At 58.5% G+C, this 15,969-nt stretch carries 12 protein-coding genes; 9 read left to right on the forward strand and 3 right to left on the reverse strand.

All coding sequences use genetic code 11. The features are described 5' to 3' along the window. The first annotated feature begins 227 nt into the window (after positions 1-227). The 4 genes from HUW35_RS12240 (at position 228) to HUW35_RS12255 (ending at position 4,303) form a co-directional block, all read left to right on the forward strand. Positions 228-1,988 (forward strand): M2 family metallopeptidase, encoded by a 1,761-nt coding sequence (locus HUW35_RS12240; protein WP_181255690.1) that lies wholly within the window; start codon positions 228-230, stop codon positions 1,986-1,988. 273 nt (positions 1,989-2,261) lie between these two features. Beyond that, positions 2,262-2,732 (forward strand): Dps family protein, encoded by a 471-nt coding sequence (locus tag HUW35_RS12245; protein WP_078084916.1) that lies wholly within the window; start codon positions 2,262-2,264, stop codon positions 2,730-2,732. A 231-nt stretch (positions 2,733-2,963) separates the two neighbouring features. After that, entirely contained in the window at positions 2,964-3,302 is a 339-nt protein-coding gene (locus HUW35_RS12250) for a PadR family transcriptional regulator (RefSeq protein WP_181252585.1), read from the forward strand. A 56-nt stretch (positions 3,303-3,358) separates the two neighbouring features. Then, positions 3,359-4,303: a hypothetical protein gene (locus tag HUW35_RS12255; RefSeq protein WP_181252586.1), complete on the forward strand. Its 945-nt coding sequence runs from the start codon at positions 3,359-3,361 to the stop codon at positions 4,301-4,303. Positions 4,304-4,315: 12 nt separating this feature from the next. On the opposite strand, the gene HUW35_RS12260 is transcribed toward HUW35_RS12255, so the two are convergent. Next, positions 4,316-5,212: a LysR family transcriptional regulator gene (locus HUW35_RS12260; RefSeq protein WP_181252587.1), complete on the reverse strand. Its 897-nt coding sequence runs from the start codon at positions 5,210-5,212 to the stop codon at positions 4,316-4,318. Positions 5,213-5,481: 269 nt separating this feature from the next. On the opposite strand from HUW35_RS12260, the gene HUW35_RS12265 reads away from it, so the two are divergent. Next, a complete protein-coding gene (locus tag HUW35_RS12265) occupies positions 5,482-7,455 on the forward strand; it encodes an acetoacetate--CoA ligase (RefSeq protein WP_181252588.1) in 1,974 nt (657 codons plus the stop codon). 128 nt (positions 7,456-7,583) lie between these two features. Here the strand turns inward: HUW35_RS12265 and HUW35_RS12270 are convergent, their stop codons facing one another. Continuing rightward, a complete protein-coding gene (locus HUW35_RS12270; RefSeq protein WP_181252589.1) occupies positions 7,584-7,757 on the reverse strand; it encodes a DUF3149 domain-containing protein in 174 nt (57 codons plus the stop codon). A gap of 318 nt (positions 7,758-8,075) precedes the next feature. On the opposite strand from HUW35_RS12270, the gene HUW35_RS12275 reads away from it, so the two are divergent. From HUW35_RS12275 to HUW35_RS12290, 4 genes are all read left to right on the forward strand, one after another. After that, positions 8,076-8,462, forward strand: a complete 387-nt coding sequence (locus HUW35_RS12275) for a hypothetical protein (protein ID WP_181252590.1) — start codon at positions 8,076-8,078, stop codon at positions 8,460-8,462. Between the two features lie 127 nt (positions 8,463-8,589). Continuing rightward, positions 8,590-10,437 carry an autotransporter assembly complex family protein gene (locus HUW35_RS12280; RefSeq protein WP_181252591.1) on the forward strand — a complete coding sequence of 616 codons (1,848 nt, stop codon included), beginning with the start codon at positions 8,590-8,592 and terminating at the stop codon, positions 10,435-10,437. Positions 10,438-10,440: 3 nt separating this feature from the next. Further along, complete coding sequence (locus tag HUW35_RS12285; RefSeq protein ID WP_181252592.1) at positions 10,441-14,439, forward strand: translocation/assembly module TamB domain-containing protein; 3,999 nt, start codon at positions 10,441-10,443, stop codon at positions 14,437-14,439. A 47-nt stretch (positions 14,440-14,486) separates the two neighbouring features. Beyond that, on the forward strand, positions 14,487-15,152 hold the full coding sequence (locus HUW35_RS12290) for an NTP transferase domain-containing protein (RefSeq protein WP_181252593.1): 666 nt from the start codon (positions 14,487-14,489) through the stop codon (positions 15,150-15,152). Here the strand turns inward: HUW35_RS12290 and HUW35_RS12295 are convergent. Further along, on the reverse strand, positions 15,043-15,927 hold the full coding sequence (locus HUW35_RS12295; protein ID WP_255463266.1) for a zinc-dependent peptidase: 885 nt from the start codon (positions 15,925-15,927) through the stop codon (positions 15,043-15,045). The two genes, HUW35_RS12290 and HUW35_RS12295, sit on opposite strands and share 110 nt — an antisense overlap. Positions 15,928-15,969 lie beyond the last annotated feature (42 nt).

The following is a 15,969-nucleotide window of genomic DNA, read 5'->3' on the forward strand; positions in this document are numbered from 1 at the left end:
CGGGACGGTCCCAGCCAATAATTCAATAAATACACCAGAGGATACCGATGAAAAAACTAGCCTTGGTCATCGCCGTTGCCGCTGCTGCGGCCGCAGCAGGTTGCGATAGTGGAAACGACAAATCTGGAGCCCACGCGCCAGTACCGTCTTCCGCTTCAGAAGTTTCCTACGGGGCTGACAATACCAGTGCAGGCACAGTGGCCCAGGGCGATGGTGCCAGTGATGCAATGGACGCGAAAGACGCCAAGGCTTTTCTGGAAAGTGCCCAGGAGCGGCTGGAGACCGTGGCAGAAGAAGTCAGTCATGCGAGCTGGCTGGCATCCACCTACATCAATGTCGATTCCCAGTTCACCGAAGCGCTGGCAGTAGAGCGATACACCGCACTGGCAGTGGAGCTGGCCCAGGAGGCTGCTAAATTCGACGATGTGGACCTGGATCCGGAAACCCGCCGCATGCTCACCATGCTGAAGCAGGGGCTGGTATTCCCGGCACCGAACGACCCCAAGCTGACCGCTGAGCTGGCCCAGATCGGTTCAAAAATGCAGGGTATGTACGGCGCAGGTAAATATTGCCCCGAACAAAAGACGGGTGATGGCAGTGCCGAGGGTGATGAAAAAGGCAAATGCTACACCCTGACAGAAATGGGCCAGATGATGGCCAACAGCCGGGACCCCAAGTTGCTCAAGGACCTGTGGGTAGGCTGGCGTAAAGTTTCTCCGCCGATGAAGCCGCTGTACGAGCGCCAGGTGGAAATCGGCAATGCCGGCGCCAAGGAGCTCGGTTACGACAACCTGAGTGTCATGTGGCGCTCGAAATACGATATGCCCGCGGACGAATTCGCCGCGGATATGGACAATCAGTGGGGCAAAGTAAAGCCGCTGTATGAGGCGCTCCACTGTCATGTGCGTGCGAAGTTGAACGAGCACTACGGTGACGACGTTGCGCCTGCCAGTGGAAAAATCCCGGCGCACCTGCTGGGCAATATGTGGGCGCAGCAGTGGGGTAATGTGTACGAGATCGTCAAAGACGACGACATGGAGGCGCCCTACGATCTTACCCAGCTGGTTGTGGATTCCGGCATGAGTGAGAAGGATATGGTGAAGGCGGGAGAGACCTTCTTTACCTCCCTTGGCTTCAAGCCGCTGCCAAAAACTTTCTGGGAGCGTTCCCAGTTCGTGCAGCCGCGCGATCGCGATGTAGTGTGTCACGCGAGTGCCTGGAACCTGGATGGTCAGGATGATATCCGCATCAAAATGTGCATCAATAAAACCGGTGAAGATCTGGTAACCATCCACCATGAACTGGGGCACAACTTCTATCAGCGTATCTACAACAAGCAGCCTTACCTTTACAAAGAAGGGGCCAATGACGGTTTCCACGAGGCAGTCGGGGATACCATCGCGCTCTCCATTACGCCCAAGTACCTGAAGCAAATCGGTCTACTGGAGGAAATTCCCGGCGCGGACAAAGATATCGGTTACCTGATGCAGCAGGCGCTGGACAAGATTGCTTTCCTGCCGTTTGGTTTGCTGGTAGACAAGTGGCGTTGGCAGGTATTCAACGGTGAGGTGAAGCCGGGGGATTACAACAAGGCCTGGTGGAAGCTGCGTGAGGAGTACCAGGGTATCGAGGCTCCGGTGCAGCGCAGTGAAGCGAATTTCGATCCGGGTGCGAAGTATCACATCCCGGGCAATACCCCGTATTCCCGTTACTTCCTCGCGCACATCCAGCAGTACCAGTTCCATCGCGCACTGTGTGAGGCCGCGGGAGAAACGGGCCCACTGCATCGCTGTTCCATTTTCAAAAATGATGCCGCCGGCAAAAAGCTGCGCAATATGCTCGCCATGGGTGCGAGCAAGCCGTGGCCCGATGCCATGGAGGCGCTTACTGGCCAGCGAGAGCTGGATGCATCCGCCATTGTGGATTATTTCCAGCCACTGATGGCTTACCTGCAGGAGCAGAACAAGGATCGTCAGTGCGGTTGGTGATCGCGGGCGAGCGGTGAACTTGGTGATAAAGTAAAGGTTGCTTATTGCTAGAGGCTATTGGCCGTATATTCACAGTCAATGGCCTCGGGGGTTTGAAAAAAAATCTGTGACCATAGTATTGGTAATGTCTTGATATGAATCAGGTGGAAACTCTATTGGAGATTCATCATCTGAATGAAATATCCGGGGGCTGCCAACCGGCTCAACACTGGCCAAGCGTGCACTGTGCCCTGATTAATGGATTAAACCCGAGCCAACAAAAAGAGGCTGCTAATGAGCAATATTGATATCGGTATTGGTGAAAAAGATCGCGAACAGGTTGCTGAAGGACTGAAGCGTCTCCTCGCAGACTCCTATACCCTGTATCTGCAGACCCACAACTTCCACTGGAATGTTACCGGGCGCCTGTTCCGCGAGCTGCACCTGATGTTTGAAGAGCATTACACCGAGTTGGCGACCGCGGTGGATGATATCGCCGAGCGTATCCGCACGCTGGATGTAATCGCGCCGGGCACCTACAAGGCCTTTGCCGAACTCAGCTCCATCAAGGAAGTGGAAGACGTTCCTGCGGCGGAAGAGATGGTGCGCATCCTTACCCAGGGGCACGAGCAGGTTGTAAAAACCTGTCGCGACGTATTGAAGGCCGCACAGGACGCCGATGATGAATCCACCGCAGCGCTGGTGGGAGATCGGATGCGCGTCCACGAGAAAACCGCCTGGATGCTGCGGGCGACCGCGCAGTAATTCGCTCGTTTTGTTCGCGATAAAGACCGGCCCTTGGCCGGTTTTTTTATGCCTGCAGACATCCTTCCTTTTCCCTCTCAACAGGTTCCTCGCGCCACTCGCGAACGGTAGATCGTATATCTCCGTTAATTTTCGCGCCTATCTTGCAGTCCCCTGACCATTCCCTAGTTGCATCTCAATACTGTGTGGTGCACAGTAAATACTGTGTAGTGCACAGTATTGGGGTAGTGAATGGGACAGGCGCCGGAAAAGCAGGACAGACTGGTGATGGAAGTGCGACGAGGGGCGCTTACCCTGGCGGTGCTGCTGGCACTGCGTGAGCCGCACTACGGTTACTCATTGCGCAAAAGCCTGGGTGCAAAAGGTCTGGAAATCGACGAGGGCACTTTGTACCCGTTGTTGCGCCGCCTGGACGACCAGGGCCTGCTGCGCAGCCACTGGCTGCAGGAAGAGGGCCGCAAGCGGCGCTTTTACCAGATCGACGCTGGCGGCGAGATTGCTCTGACGCAGATGCGCGCGGAGTGGCTCCGTCTGAATAGAGTGATTGATCAACTTGGCATTCAGGGATAGCGCGCGGACACGTTGGGCTGAGTGACGGAATGAAAAACTTATTCGAGGGAAATTGGATGAGCTGGGTACAGCGATACATCGACAATGTACGGACTTACCTGCCGGCGCAATTGCGCGAAGATGTCGGCAATGAACTTTATTCGGACCTGCAGGACCAGTGTGATGAGCTGAGTGGCTCGCTGGGGCGTCCCCTGACCGATGAGGAAGTGCTCACTTTGATCGCGGAAAAAGGCCACCCGATGGTAGTTGCGGCGGGCTACCAGTCGCGTCGTTCGCTGGTCAGTGAGCCCCTGTTTCCGTTGTATCTGCAGGTACTGAAGTTGGTGATTGCTGTGATTGCCGTGGTCTCTGCGATTGACGTGATTGCAGCATTGTATTTTGAAGTGAAGGTGAATTTTGTCCGCGCTGCTGTGAGCTGGTTTGCCGGTGTATATGAAGGCGCTATTCACGCTTTTGCCTGGGTAACCCTGGTGTTTTTCCTTGCCGGCGGAAAACTTGGCTACGGTAAGGTTCTCGAAAACTGGAATCCGCGCGCTCTGCCGAAAGTTGCGCATGGTGGACGCCGTATACAGCGCTTCGATTCCGCGGTGGAATTCGCGGTGACGCTGCTCGCTATGGCCTGGGTGAACGATATCTGGAGACTGCCGATGGCGGAGGGCGGGCTGAGATTTTCTCCCGCGTTTGAGGCAGCTCTGCCGTGGTTGAATATTGCCCTCGGGCTCAGCGTGGTGATGTCACTGATCAAATTGGTGTCGCCCTACTGGACGCAACCGCGACTGTATGCAGACATTGCCCTGAACATTTGTTGGTTGGGGTTACTGGTGGTCTTGATGTCAATATACCCGCCTTTTTCACTGGAGTGGCAAGGCGGGGAAGTTTGGCAGCCGAGCGCCGGTGGCTGGCGTGCTGGTGTGGGTATTGTGATCGCAATTACAGGCTGGGATTTGCTGCAGAACCTGCGTGTGCTGCTGCGGCAGCGGGCGGAAGCCGCTGCACGGTAGCCAGCCCGCGCGTTAATCGCTTGCCGCGGTGGCAATGCGCTTAAAGGCAGCGGCGGCGGCAGAAAGCCCGCCACTGCTGCGGGTCAGAATACCTACCTGATGCACCACCTCCGGTTCCGCCAGTGGTTTGCACACCAGCCCGTAGCCGCGCATCTGCTCCTCACACAGACTGGGCACGGCACTGACGCCGAGCCCGGATTGCACGAGCCTGCCAATGGTGCTGAGCTGGTTTGCTTCACACAGCAAACGGGCGGTCTGCGCGCCGGGCTGACATTCGGCGAAGGCGCTATCCGTCCAGCGCCGTACCGCGGATCCTCGATTCATGGCAATAAATGCCACCTGTGCGAGGTCGCGCCAGCGCAGGTTTTTCTTTTTCCCGAGTCGGTGTCCCGCGGGTAGTACCGCAATAAAGCGATCATCGGCGATGGGGGTGAAGCTGAGGTTGCCAAGGTCATCCGGGCGGAAACTGATGCCCAGTTCCGCGCGTCCGTCCTGTACCGCGCTGACCACCCGTTCCATCACGATATCCTCCAGTACGATATTGATATCCGGGTGCCGCCGGTGAAACTTCTCCAGCAGGGCGGGCAATTGGTTGAGGGCATAGGCGGGAATCGCAGCAATGGAGAGCTGCCCGTGTTGCAGCTGGAAGCGCTGTTGCACCGCATCCAGTGTGTTATCCCAGTTGTGCAGCAGTTGCTGGGCGCGCTCCACAAACTGGGTACCCTCGGGGGTGAGCACCAGTTGCCGACCGTCCCGGCTGAATAGTTCACCGCCCAGGGATTCCTCCAGGCTGCGAATGGCGATGGATATGGCCGGCTGCGATACGTGCAGCTGCGCACTCGCCTCCGCCAGACTGTGGGTGCGGGCCACGGCCACGAAGGCCCGCAGTTGCTTGATGGTGGCGCTCAAGTCGGATTTCCCTGCTGTGCCGGTGGTCTGGATGAGATATCAGTTAAGTAAATATTAACAAATATAAAAAAGTTTAAATTAGTTTTAACTGTTAGACCAAGGCATGATTGTCTCCTTGGCGAGACCGAGAATAATGATCAGCGGTCACAGCGCGGTGACGCAGGCGGAGACCGCCCGCGGCCCCACACAAACCAATAACAAGCGCCATACTTGCGGGAAGCTGTTTCCCCCGCAGGTTTCCGCAGCAAAATCGAGAGAGTTTGGTCGAAATGAGCAATCCCGTAGCGCCCCTTTGGCAACCCACCCCCGAAGCCGTAGCCCGTACCCAGATGGACCAGTTTCGTCGCCGGGTGAATGAGCAGCACCGGCTGTCACTGCAGGATTACAGCGCCCTGTACCAGTGGTCTGTGGATAACCGGGCCTCTTTCTGGGGGGAGCTGTGGGGTTTTGGCGAGGTTGTCGCCAGTGAGCGCGGCGAGCGGGTATTGGGGAAAGACACCATGCCCGGCGCCGAGTGGTTTCCGGATGCGCGCCTGAACTTCGCCGAAAACCTGCTGAAGTTCCGCGATGATCGGGTCGCCCTGATCGAGCGTCTCGAGAATGGTCGTCGCCGCCAGCTAACCTATGCCGAACTCTTTGACAGGGTCGAGCAGCTGGCATCGGCACTGGTCAGCGCCGGTGTTGGCAAGGGCGACCGGGTAGCGGGTTTTATGCCCAACATCATCGATACCGCAGTGGCGATGCTCGCCACCACCAGCCTGGGGGCCATCTGGACCTCCTGTTCCCCGGATTTCGGAATCAACGGGGTATTGGACCGCTTCGGCCAGGTTGAGCCCAAGGTGCTGTTCGCCTGTGAGGGCTACTTCTATAACGGCAAGACTATTGATTCCCTGCCGCGCCTGGCGCAGATCGTCGAGAAGATTGAATCCATCCAGCAGCTGGTAGTGGTGCCCGTGGCGCGCGATGCCGCGCAGACCGCGGATGCCATCGGTGACCTCGATCGGGCCATCACCCTGGACGCGTTTATCGGCACAGCACCCACGCGCGCACTGAGCTTTGAGCAGACCGAGTTCAACCACCCGCTGTATATCATGTACTCCTCCGGTACGACCGGCGTGCCCAAATGTATCGTGCACGGTGTGGGCGGTACCCTGCTGCAGCATATTAAAGAACACCGTCTGCACACCGATGTTTCCCGCGACGACACCCTGTTTTACTTCACCACCTGTGGCTGGATGATGTGGAACTGGTTGGTGAGCGGGCTGGCCTGTGGCGCCACCCTGGTGTTGTACGATGGTTCGCCGTTCTACCCGGCAGCCCAGTGCCTGTGGGATATGGCGGACGAGGAAAACATCAGTGTGTTCGGCACCAGTGCCAAATACATTGCCGCGCTGGAAAAAGCCGGCTGCAAACCCCGTGAGAGCCACAAACTGGAGCGTTTGCGCGCGGTACTTTCCACCGGCTCCCCACTGGCCCATGAGGGATTCCGCTACGTGTACCGGGATATCAAGTCGGATGTCTGCCTGTCTTCCATTTCCGGCGGTACCGACATTGTCTCGTGTTTTGCCCTGGGCAATCCGGTGTTGCCGGTGTATCCCGGCGAGTTGCAGTGTCGCGGACTCGGTATGGCGGTAGAGGTCTGGAACGACGACGGCAAGGCGGTACTGGAAGACAAGGGAGAGCTGGTTTGCGCCAAGTCTTTCCCGTGTATGCCCATCGGTTTCTGGAATGACCCCGACGGCAGCAAATACCACGATGCCTACTTCGACAGCTGGCCCGGTGTCTGGGCCCATGGGGACTATGCGGAAATCACCGAACACGGCGGCGTGATCATCTATGGTCGTTCCGATGCGGTGCTCAACCCCGGTGGTGTGCGTATCGGCACCGCAGAAATCTACCGCCAGGTGGAAAAGGTTGAGGAGGTGCTGGACAGCATCTGCATCGGCCAGGAGTGGCGCGACGATGTACGAGTGGTGCTGTTTGTGGTGTTGCGTGAAGGCCTGACCCTGGACGACGACCTGATCCAGAAGATTCGAACCACGATTCGCGCCAATACCACACCCCGCCATGTGCCGGCCAAAGTGATCCAGGTTGCGGATATCCCGCGTACCATCAGCGGCAAGATTGTGGAGCTGGCAGTGCGCAACGTGGTGCACGGCAAGCCGGTCAAGAATCAGGAGGCGCTGGCCAATCCGGAAGCGCTGAAGCTGTATGAAAAACTGCCTGAGCTCGCAGGTGAATAACTGCCGCCAGGCGAACCGCGGTAACCAGCAAAAAAGCCGGATTCAGCAGACTGATCCGGCACAAGGCTAGGCATTTTCTCAGCAAGCTGTGGCCCGGGAACTAAGGTTCCCGGGCTTCTGCGTTTGGGTTATGCCGTTTTCATTCGGTGACCGGTGTCCGCCTTCTCCAATCGCGCCTGCTCTTCATTCATCTTGCGCAGCGCCATCCGGGTAATATACCCGCCCATCACACATACAAAGGCGATGATGCCCAGGCTCAGTAGGCCGGAAAAACTGGTGAACAGGTCGATCATTGCATCCATGATTGCCTCCGCGATTGATTCGGCGGGGATTGTTCGTTTTCCCCAGCCACTTGCCTTTAACTGACTCCAGTGTAAAGTGGCGCCGATTGCGCCCCTTGATCCAGGTCAAGGGACCTGTAGTTTGCCGCCTATTTCAGCGGATTCCGGGCTTTGATTACGCATTGTTCGGAGGGTTGGCGGCCGGTGATACATCGCCAGCTGTGCTACCCGGAATGAACGATTCTGCGCTAGGCTTGCGTTACGCTGTAGAAAACGGATTCCGGTATCTGTTCACAAGAACTCAGCCTCTATAAATCAATAATTTCACGGAAGATAAATATGATTACCTATCTATACTGGGCCGCTGTTATTTCGCTGGTCGTACTGTCCCTGTTTGCAGGCAGTCGGTTTGGTAGCCTGGGTAAAGGTGCCATTGTCGGTGCCGTCATCTTTCTCGCCGGCTGGCTTGCCTATTACTTCCATTTCGAACAGGTGTTCGTGAAACGCTTCGGTGGGGTGATGCGTATCACTGTGCCGGAGGGGCAGCGCCATCTGGGCGCCACCTGGAAAGATGACAACCTCTGGGTGGAAAACTACGACCCCGAAAGCAACGAGTGCATCTTCAGCGAATATTCCAAGGGCAACCTGCTGGAAGGGCGGGTCATCGTCCGCAACTGTAACCCGTTGATGGAGCGCACCGGCTCAGCGACGGCGCCCGGACGCTGAATTGTCTCAAGGGGCTGGCCAGATCATCGACGTAACCCCTCGACTGGCATACCGGCCGGTGGTGTAAAGTCCGGTAAAGTTGCGCCGACTGCGGCAACTTTCACGGGCGCTCGGCGTCGCAGTGTTGATGATTGGCAAACGGATATTTGTCTTGCGCGTATTTTTCTTCGCTTCCAGGGTTTCCCGCTTTCAGATCGCGGCGTGCGCGCTGTTGGCGCTATCGTTGTTGCTGTTGCCACAGGCGGGTAATGCCCTGCCATTTTTCGACAACCTGCCCAAATTCAAAATCCGTGTATCCGAAGACCGCGAGCTTCAGGACTGGCTGAAAGACCAGGTCAAGGAGCAGCGCAAATCCAGCAGTGTGCTCAAGGCCTACGAGGATCCACTGGATGTGGCCCGCTACGAGCGCGGTACGCTGGAAAAGCTGCTGCGTTCGCGCGGTTATTACGATGGCCGGGTTCGGCAATCGGTGACTGATGGCGAGATCCTGTACCGGGTCGTTCCCGGGCCGCTGTACCGCATTAAATCTCTCGAAGTGAATATGCCTCCGCACCTCAAGTCGGGTTTCCCGGGTGTGGGATTACGGGAGGGTGAACCCTTGGAGGCGGAAAAGGTCACCGAGGGCGTTAAACGTATTGAAAATTACCTGGCGGAAAATGCCTGCCTGCTGAATGTGGATGTGGATTACCAGGCGACGGTCATTCACAGCGAACATGCGGCGAGACTGGAATACCGTGTGGCGCAGAGCCCCGAGGTAAATATTGGACAGGTGTATGTGGAAGGGGTGACCACGGTCGATGAGGACTTTCTGCGCAAGCGCCTGAAGCTGGAACCCGGGGATTGTTTCTCTCGCGGAAAAATGGATGCGGCCAAGCTGCGCCTGCTGCGCACCAACCTGATTGCCGGGGTGAACGCGGAGGTTTCCGAGCCCAGCGCAGGGATTGTGGATATCACTTTTCTGGTGATCGAGCGCAAGCACCGCACGATTCGTCTGGGGGTGGGGTACACGTCCGATGAGGGGGCTGGAGTCTCGGCGGGCTGGGAACACCGCAATATCCTCGGTCGCGGTGAAAAGATTGAGGTGGAAACCCGGGTCAACGAGGTAAAGCAGTCCCTCAAGACGGAGCTCCTGGTACCGCGCTTCTTTCGCGATGATCAGGATTTTTCCGCCAAGGCCGAAGCATCCAATGAAGAACGGGATTCTTACGAGGCGCGGTCCGTCACCATCGGCGGCATTATTTCCCGCCGTCATACCAAACACCGCACCTTCAGTGTGGGTAGCGAGCTGAAGTTCAGTAAGGTGCAGGAAGAGGGCGAGCAGAGCGAAAACTACAACCTGCTGTCGTTTCCCCTCGGGCTCAAAATTGATACCACCGACAACCTGCTTGATGCCCACAAGGGGGCGACCGTGGCCCTGGAGGTCAAACCGTATTTCGATCTGCGGGGCTCGGGCACCCGGTTTGTAAAAAATACCCTGGTTGCCACCGGTTACCTCACTGCGGAAGAGACCCGCTTTGATCCCACCCTGGCGGTGCGCATCAAGGCCGGTGTCATCAGTGGTATCGACAACCTGGATATTCCAGCGGACGAACGTTTCTATGCCGGCGGTGGTGGCTCGGTGCGTGGCTACGCCTACCAGGCCCTGGGGCCGCGGCGCCTGATCCCCTCTACGGTGCCCGGCGAGCCGCCGACCCTGTCTGATCCCATCGGTGGACGCGCACTCAGCGAAGTCTCTTTCGAGGGCCGTTTCCGGTTTACCGAAACCTGGGGCGGTGTCCTGTTCCTCGATGGCGGTAATGCCTACGCCGATCCGCAGCCGAGTTTTGATGACCTCTACTGGGGTGTCGGCCTGGGGGTACGTTATATGACGTCCTTCGCGCCACTGCGGTTTGATATCGCCTTCCCGCTGGACCGTCGTGATGATCTGGACGACAGCAGTTACCAGATTTACGTCAGTCTCGGACAGGCGTTCTGAACCATGGCTGATTCAAACGTCCCCAACCCCGTCCCGCCCGCAGGCGCTTCCAAACACAGGTCGCGCAAACGCTGGCCGCGCGCGCCGCGCCTGACGCTGATTGCCGCCAGCCTGCTGTTGCCTCTGTTGATGGCGATTTTCCTGGTGGGTTCCGAAAGTGGTCGCGAGGCGATTACCCGCGGTGGTCTGGCTATCGCCCGTCACTATTTGCCGGACCTGGAAATCAATGCGGAAGGGTTGCGCAGCCAGGCGCTGGGCCTCTGGTATTTCGAGCGTCTGCAGGTGCGCTACAAAGAGCGCCCCATGATCGAGGCACATCAGTTGACCCTGCATGTGGATATCCAGCGCCTGTTGCGCAATCAGATTCATATCCCGGAGCTGAGTGCCCACACCTTCCTGTTCGATAACACGCTGCTGGGGGAATACCTGCAGGCCCACGTGAGTGAAGAGGAGGTGGAAGACGCAGCCGAGGAGGTGGACGACCCCACTATGCCGGCGATCTGGCTGGAGCGGCTCGCGGTGGAGCAGCTTACCGTCATCGACGCTGCGCTGAAGGATTTTCCGGTGGTGGCGGTCAACGGTCACGGCAGTTACCGCTGGCCCGGTCGCGAGTCCGCCCTGGCGCTGGAGATCGATGAAATCCAGGGCAGCGCAATGCATGTGCAACTGGATGGCCGCATGCAGAGCGATACCATCTATGCATTGACCCTGTCTGCGAGTGAGCAAAGCGGTGGTTTTCTCGGTCGCACCTTGCAACTGCCTGCCGGTGAAGTGCTCGATGCCGATGGCCGCTTTCTGCTGGAGCTGGCCGGTGACAATCAGCTCAATGTGACCGTGGAGCAGTTTTCCCTGCCGCTGGTGCATCACCGCTTCGGCCTCGCGGGAAGTGCGGAGGTGGTGCTCGCGCCCTGGTCGGTATCTACCGACGAGTTGTCGCTCACCGTGGATGAATCCCGTCACGCCCTGCGCGGTCAGATCAATGGCGAGTCCATGGACCTGAAGCTGCAGTTAAACCGTTTGCCGATAGCCATTTCGCAGCCCTGGCAGGATTACCTGCAGGGCGGCTGGCTGTCGGCAGATCTGGCCGTAAAGGGGCCGCTCGCACTGCCCAGTGCGGACGGTACCCTGGAGCTCAGGTCCAGCTATCAGGAGCAGCCGCTACATGTGACCGGCGAAGTGGAGACCGTAAAAGAAGTTATCCACATTCGCACCGCGCGTGTGGAGCTGGCCGATGCGGCGCTGGACGCAAGCGGCAGTGTGGATATCGGCGCTGAATCCATTGACCTGAAAGCGGTGATCGAGCAGTTGGCGGTGGCCGAGATACGCAAGATCCTGGCAGCGTTAAAAGAAACCCGTGATGTGGAGATTCCCCCGGAACTTGATGGATTCATCGAGCGCCTGCAGGTGACCGCAGCCGGTCCGTGGAAGAATCCCCAGCTCACGGTGCAACTCGATAGCGCGGCGCAGTACCGGGAGCTGGATGCCACCCTGCAAGGGCACGGCATCGGCAATCTGGACACCTTCGCGATCAGCGATCTGGTACTCGAGGGGAATGGGCTGCGCGTCAGTGGTAGCGGTGAGGTCGATATACAGGGCAAGGCGCTGCAGTTTCAGCTGGATGTGGCGGCGCGCGGGCTGTTGCCAGCGGAACAGTTCGGAGTGCCAGTGGACCCGGGAACCAAGGTCGACCTGGATGCGGTAGTGTCTGTGGTCGGGCCTTTCAGCAACCCCAAAATGTCCGCGCGGCTGTCGTCCGATGGCCACTATCGGGAATACCGCTATCGCCTGCGCGGCGGCGCGGCCGGTAACGCGGAAGAGCTTACCTTTGACCGTCTGCGCCTGGATCTCTATACCGATGGCGCCGCGCAGCCCGCGGAGTCCAGCGCCCAGTCGCTGGTGGCTGGCGAAGTGGAAGAGCCGGGCCAGGACTACCCGCTGCAGCAATCCCGTGAGCGGGTGCGGGGGGCGGCAGCCCTGGCCGCCGACTCCGAGGCCGCTCGCCAGCGGGGTAATGCCTGGCTGGAGCTGAACGGTGTGGTGGAGCCGAAGGCGCAGCGTGCTACCGGTAGTGTGGCCGGGCGCAATATTCCGCTCGGGCTGGCCAAACTGGCCGGCGTGCAATTACCCCCCTCGCTGACCGGTGAACTCAGTATCGACGGCCAGTTCTCCGGGCCCTTTGCTTCCCCGGAAGCCACCGCAAATATCCTCGGTCTGGGTGAGTTTCGCGGGGAACCCTGGCACGTACAGGGCGATGTGAGTTACGGCAAGGCGCAGATCATGCTGTCCGAGGTCAAGCTGCTGTGGGCGGGACGCAACCAGCTCACCGCCGATGGCAGCCTGAGCGAGCAGGCGCTGGATCTGGAGGTGCGCGCCCAGGCGGTGCTGGCGGATTTCGAAGAGTGGATCAGCGCGGATATCAGTGACAGTGGCGAGCTGTCACTGTGGGCCACCGCGCGGGGTACCCCACAAAACCCGGATCTCGAGGGAGAGCTCAAAATCAGCGGGAGCGCGCCCGCACTGCGGGACGATGCGCTGGTACAGTCGCCACTCACGCTGTTGCTGAATTGGCAAACCCGCGCCGGTAACCTGGATATCAATCTGGACGCCGGGCATGGCAGTCGCACAGCCGCCGATGCACAGGCCACGCTGGCAATCGCGCCGATTCTGGAGCAGTTGTTCCGGGAGAAGCCCGCAGGTGAGTCGCCGCCACTGCCGGTAGATTTCCGTGCCAGCGGCAATGCAGACCTGGCAGCCCTGGGCGCGTTTTTTGACCCGGAAATTCACTCCATGCGCGGCAAGCTCGACTTCAACCTGTCCGCAAATGGCACGACGCAGTCGCCCAATGCGCGGGGCAAGATCAACCTGCGCGACGGCTACTACGAGCACCGTCCCAGCAATACCCGCCTGCGCAGTATCGTGTTTGTGGCGGATCTGACACCGGACGCCTGGCGTGTTGTCGAAGCCAGTGCGCGCGACAGCGATCGCGGTCGGGTGGAACTGCAGGGCGCTGTCACGTTCAAAGAGACCCTAGCTCCCGAACTCAACTTCTCACTTACCGCGCGCAAAGCGCATCTGCTGAATATGCCGGGCGCCAAAGGCGCATTCAGCGGAGAACTGACGCTGACCGGTACCACCGAGGACGCATTGTTCGCGGGTACCCTCAATCTGCGGCCGCTGGCGGTGCAGGTGGAGCATTTTATCGGCAGCAGTGTGCCCGAGATCGATGTGATCGAGGTGGAAGTCTACGGTGGTGAGAGCGAGCAGGGATCGAGCCTGCTGAAGAACATCGAGCTGGCCCTGGAAGTGGTGCTCGACCAGCAGTCCTATGTGCGCGGCCTGGGGCTGGACTCGGAATTGAAGGGCAAGGTGGAGATCGCCGGTACTGCCGCTGATCCACAGGCCTCCGGGACCCTGACCATTGTACGTGGCAAATTCGACCTGCTGGGCAAGAAGTTTGAGTTGCAGGAAGGGCAGGTCCAGTTCGAGAACAATGTGGCCGCGATCTATGTGAAGGGCGTGCACACCTATCCGGAAGGTGAAATTACCGCGGAAATCTCCGGTACCACGGATGACCCGAAGATTGAATTCAGTTCCAACCCCGCCGCAGCCCAGGACGAGATTTTTGCCCAGCTGCTGTTTGGCAAGTCCCTGACCGATATCTCGCCCCTGCAGGCGGTGCGTCTGGTCGGCGTGGTGCGGACCCTACAGACAGGCGGCACCGGGTTCGACCCTCTCGCCAGCACGCGGGATCTGGTGGGCCTGGATACACTGGATTTCGAATCCGAAGCTACGGACGAGGGCGACCAATACTCTCTCAGCCTGGGCAAATACATCACCAGCCGTATCTATCTTGAGCTTCAGCGCAGTACCGACCCGCTGAACCCGTGGCAGGCGGAGATGCAGATCGAACTGCGCAAAAATCTGCGCCTGGATATCAAATCGTCGGATAACAATGAAAGTGGTGCCGGAAGTGTCGAGCTCCAGTGGAAGAAGGATTACTGACCGACTATAAAAATTGAACCTAATTAAAAACGATGGGAGAAAACTAAATGGAATATTCAATCGTCGTATTGGCCGCCGGATACTCCCATCGCTTTGGTAGTGACAAACGTCTCGCCAGTATTCAGGGCGAGCCGATGTTACTGCGCACTTTGCAGACAGCCCTGGATGCGGCATCTGCGCTGGAGGATACCTCCGTTCAGGTGGTTCTTCGCGCCCGTGATGCAGTGATTGCCAATGGCCTGAAAAAACTGCCGGTTCAGGTATTGCACGCGCCAGTATGGCCGGTGGGCATCGGGGCCAGCCTGGCCTTTGCGGTAGAAAACCTGCAGCGCACCGGTGCCAATCCCAGGGCAATTCTGGTGTGTATGGGGGATATGCCGTTTGTGGAAGCGGATACCCTCGTGAACATACTCGACTCCGCCAGGGAAGATCGCATCTGTGTGCCGGTATGTGCCGGAACCCGCGGTTACCCCATTGCTATCGGCCGCAAGTACCTGTCAGCCCTGTCACGCCTGCGCAATACCGGTATGGAAAAGGTACTGCGCATTTTCGCCGATGCGGTGGTTGATGTGGAAGTGAGCGACCCGGCGATCAATTGTGATATCAATCGTCCGGATGATTTCCACGCAGCAGTGCGGCAGGATCTGTTCGGTAAAATTTTTGCATCTCCCGGTACAGAGTCGGGTGAGCTGCTTCCATTGACGTTGGAATGATGAAAAAGGCCTCCGTGGCCACGGCAAAAAATTCCGCGGGGGATTGCGCGCCATAGGTATCCAGTACGGATGCCTTCTCGGTAAAAGTATCCCTGCCTGCCTCCCGTTCTATCTCTGCTTCTGTGTGTACCGAGTGAATCCGCTGTCGCAGCTCAGCGAATGCCTCACGCATCACCGGTGCCCAGTTCTTTCCTTCCTCAGGGGACTCGAAGGGCGGCCTGCCGTCCACATAGCCGTCCTCTTCATCCAGCTTGTGGGCAAACTCGTGAATGGCCACATTGTGGCCCTGCTGCGGGTTGGCCAGCCCCTGTTGCAAATCATCCCAGGAGAGCACCACGGGGCCGCGGTAGTGGGCCTCTCCGGCGCGGGCACTCAGGTGCGTGGATCTCACATGACCGTGGTGCCGCGTTTCCTCTGCCACATAGGCGTCCGGATATACCAGGATGGTGCGCAGATCCGGGTAGCAGTTGTTGTCGCGCTCCAGTAACAGCAGGCACGCATGTGCAGCGATTACCACACACATATCCTCGGTAATCTCCAGTCCATTACATCCGACGAACTCTTTATCGCGCAGGAACAGGCTGATGTTCTGTTGCAGTTCCTGTTGCCTCGCCTCCGGCAGGTACGGGTACAGGGCGAGTCGGCTGCGCAGGATTGCCTCCTGTTGCGGGCTCAGTGGGCGTGAGCGCAGGTAACGTCGTCGCATACGCTGCCAGGCCAGCGGTACTACCCAGATCAGTACCGCAAATACAATGACTGCAAAGAAAGTTATCAAGCCGGCCTCCCTGTCCCTATTTCTGGCGCCGTCAGTGTATCC

The organism is Microbulbifer sp. YPW1, assembly GCF_013367775.1.
Lineage (GTDB): Bacteria > Pseudomonadota > Gammaproteobacteria > Pseudomonadales > Cellvibrionaceae > Microbulbifer.

Coding starts and splice junctions, on each gene's coding strand:
- HUW35_RS12240 (WP_181255690.1), top strand. CDS start 228: ATGGACGCGAAAGACGCCAAGGCTTTTCTGGAAAGTGCCCAGGAGCGG.
- HUW35_RS12245 (WP_078084916.1), top strand. CDS start 2,262: ATGAGCAATATTGATATCGGTATTGGTGAAAAAGATCGCGAACAGGTT.
- HUW35_RS12250 (WP_181252585.1), top strand. CDS start 2,964: ATGGGACAGGCGCCGGAAAAGCAGGACAGACTGGTGATGGAAGTGCGA.
- HUW35_RS12255 (WP_181252586.1), top strand. CDS start 3,359: ATGAGCTGGGTACAGCGATACATCGACAATGTACGGACTTACCTGCCG.
- HUW35_RS12265 (WP_181252588.1), top strand. CDS start 5,482: ATGAGCAATCCCGTAGCGCCCCTTTGGCAACCCACCCCCGAAGCCGTA.
- HUW35_RS12270 (WP_181252589.1), bottom strand. CDS start 7,757: ATGGATGCAATGATCGACCTGTTCACCAGTTTTTCCGGCCTACTGAGC.
- HUW35_RS12275 (WP_181252590.1), top strand. CDS start 8,076: ATGATTACCTATCTATACTGGGCCGCTGTTATTTCGCTGGTCGTACTG.
- HUW35_RS12280 (WP_181252591.1), top strand. CDS start 8,590: ATGATTGGCAAACGGATATTTGTCTTGCGCGTATTTTTCTTCGCTTCC.
- HUW35_RS12285 (WP_181252592.1), top strand. CDS start 10,441: ATGGCTGATTCAAACGTCCCCAACCCCGTCCCGCCCGCAGGCGCTTCC.
- HUW35_RS12290 (WP_181252593.1), top strand. CDS start 14,487: ATGGAATATTCAATCGTCGTATTGGCCGCCGGATACTCCCATCGCTTT.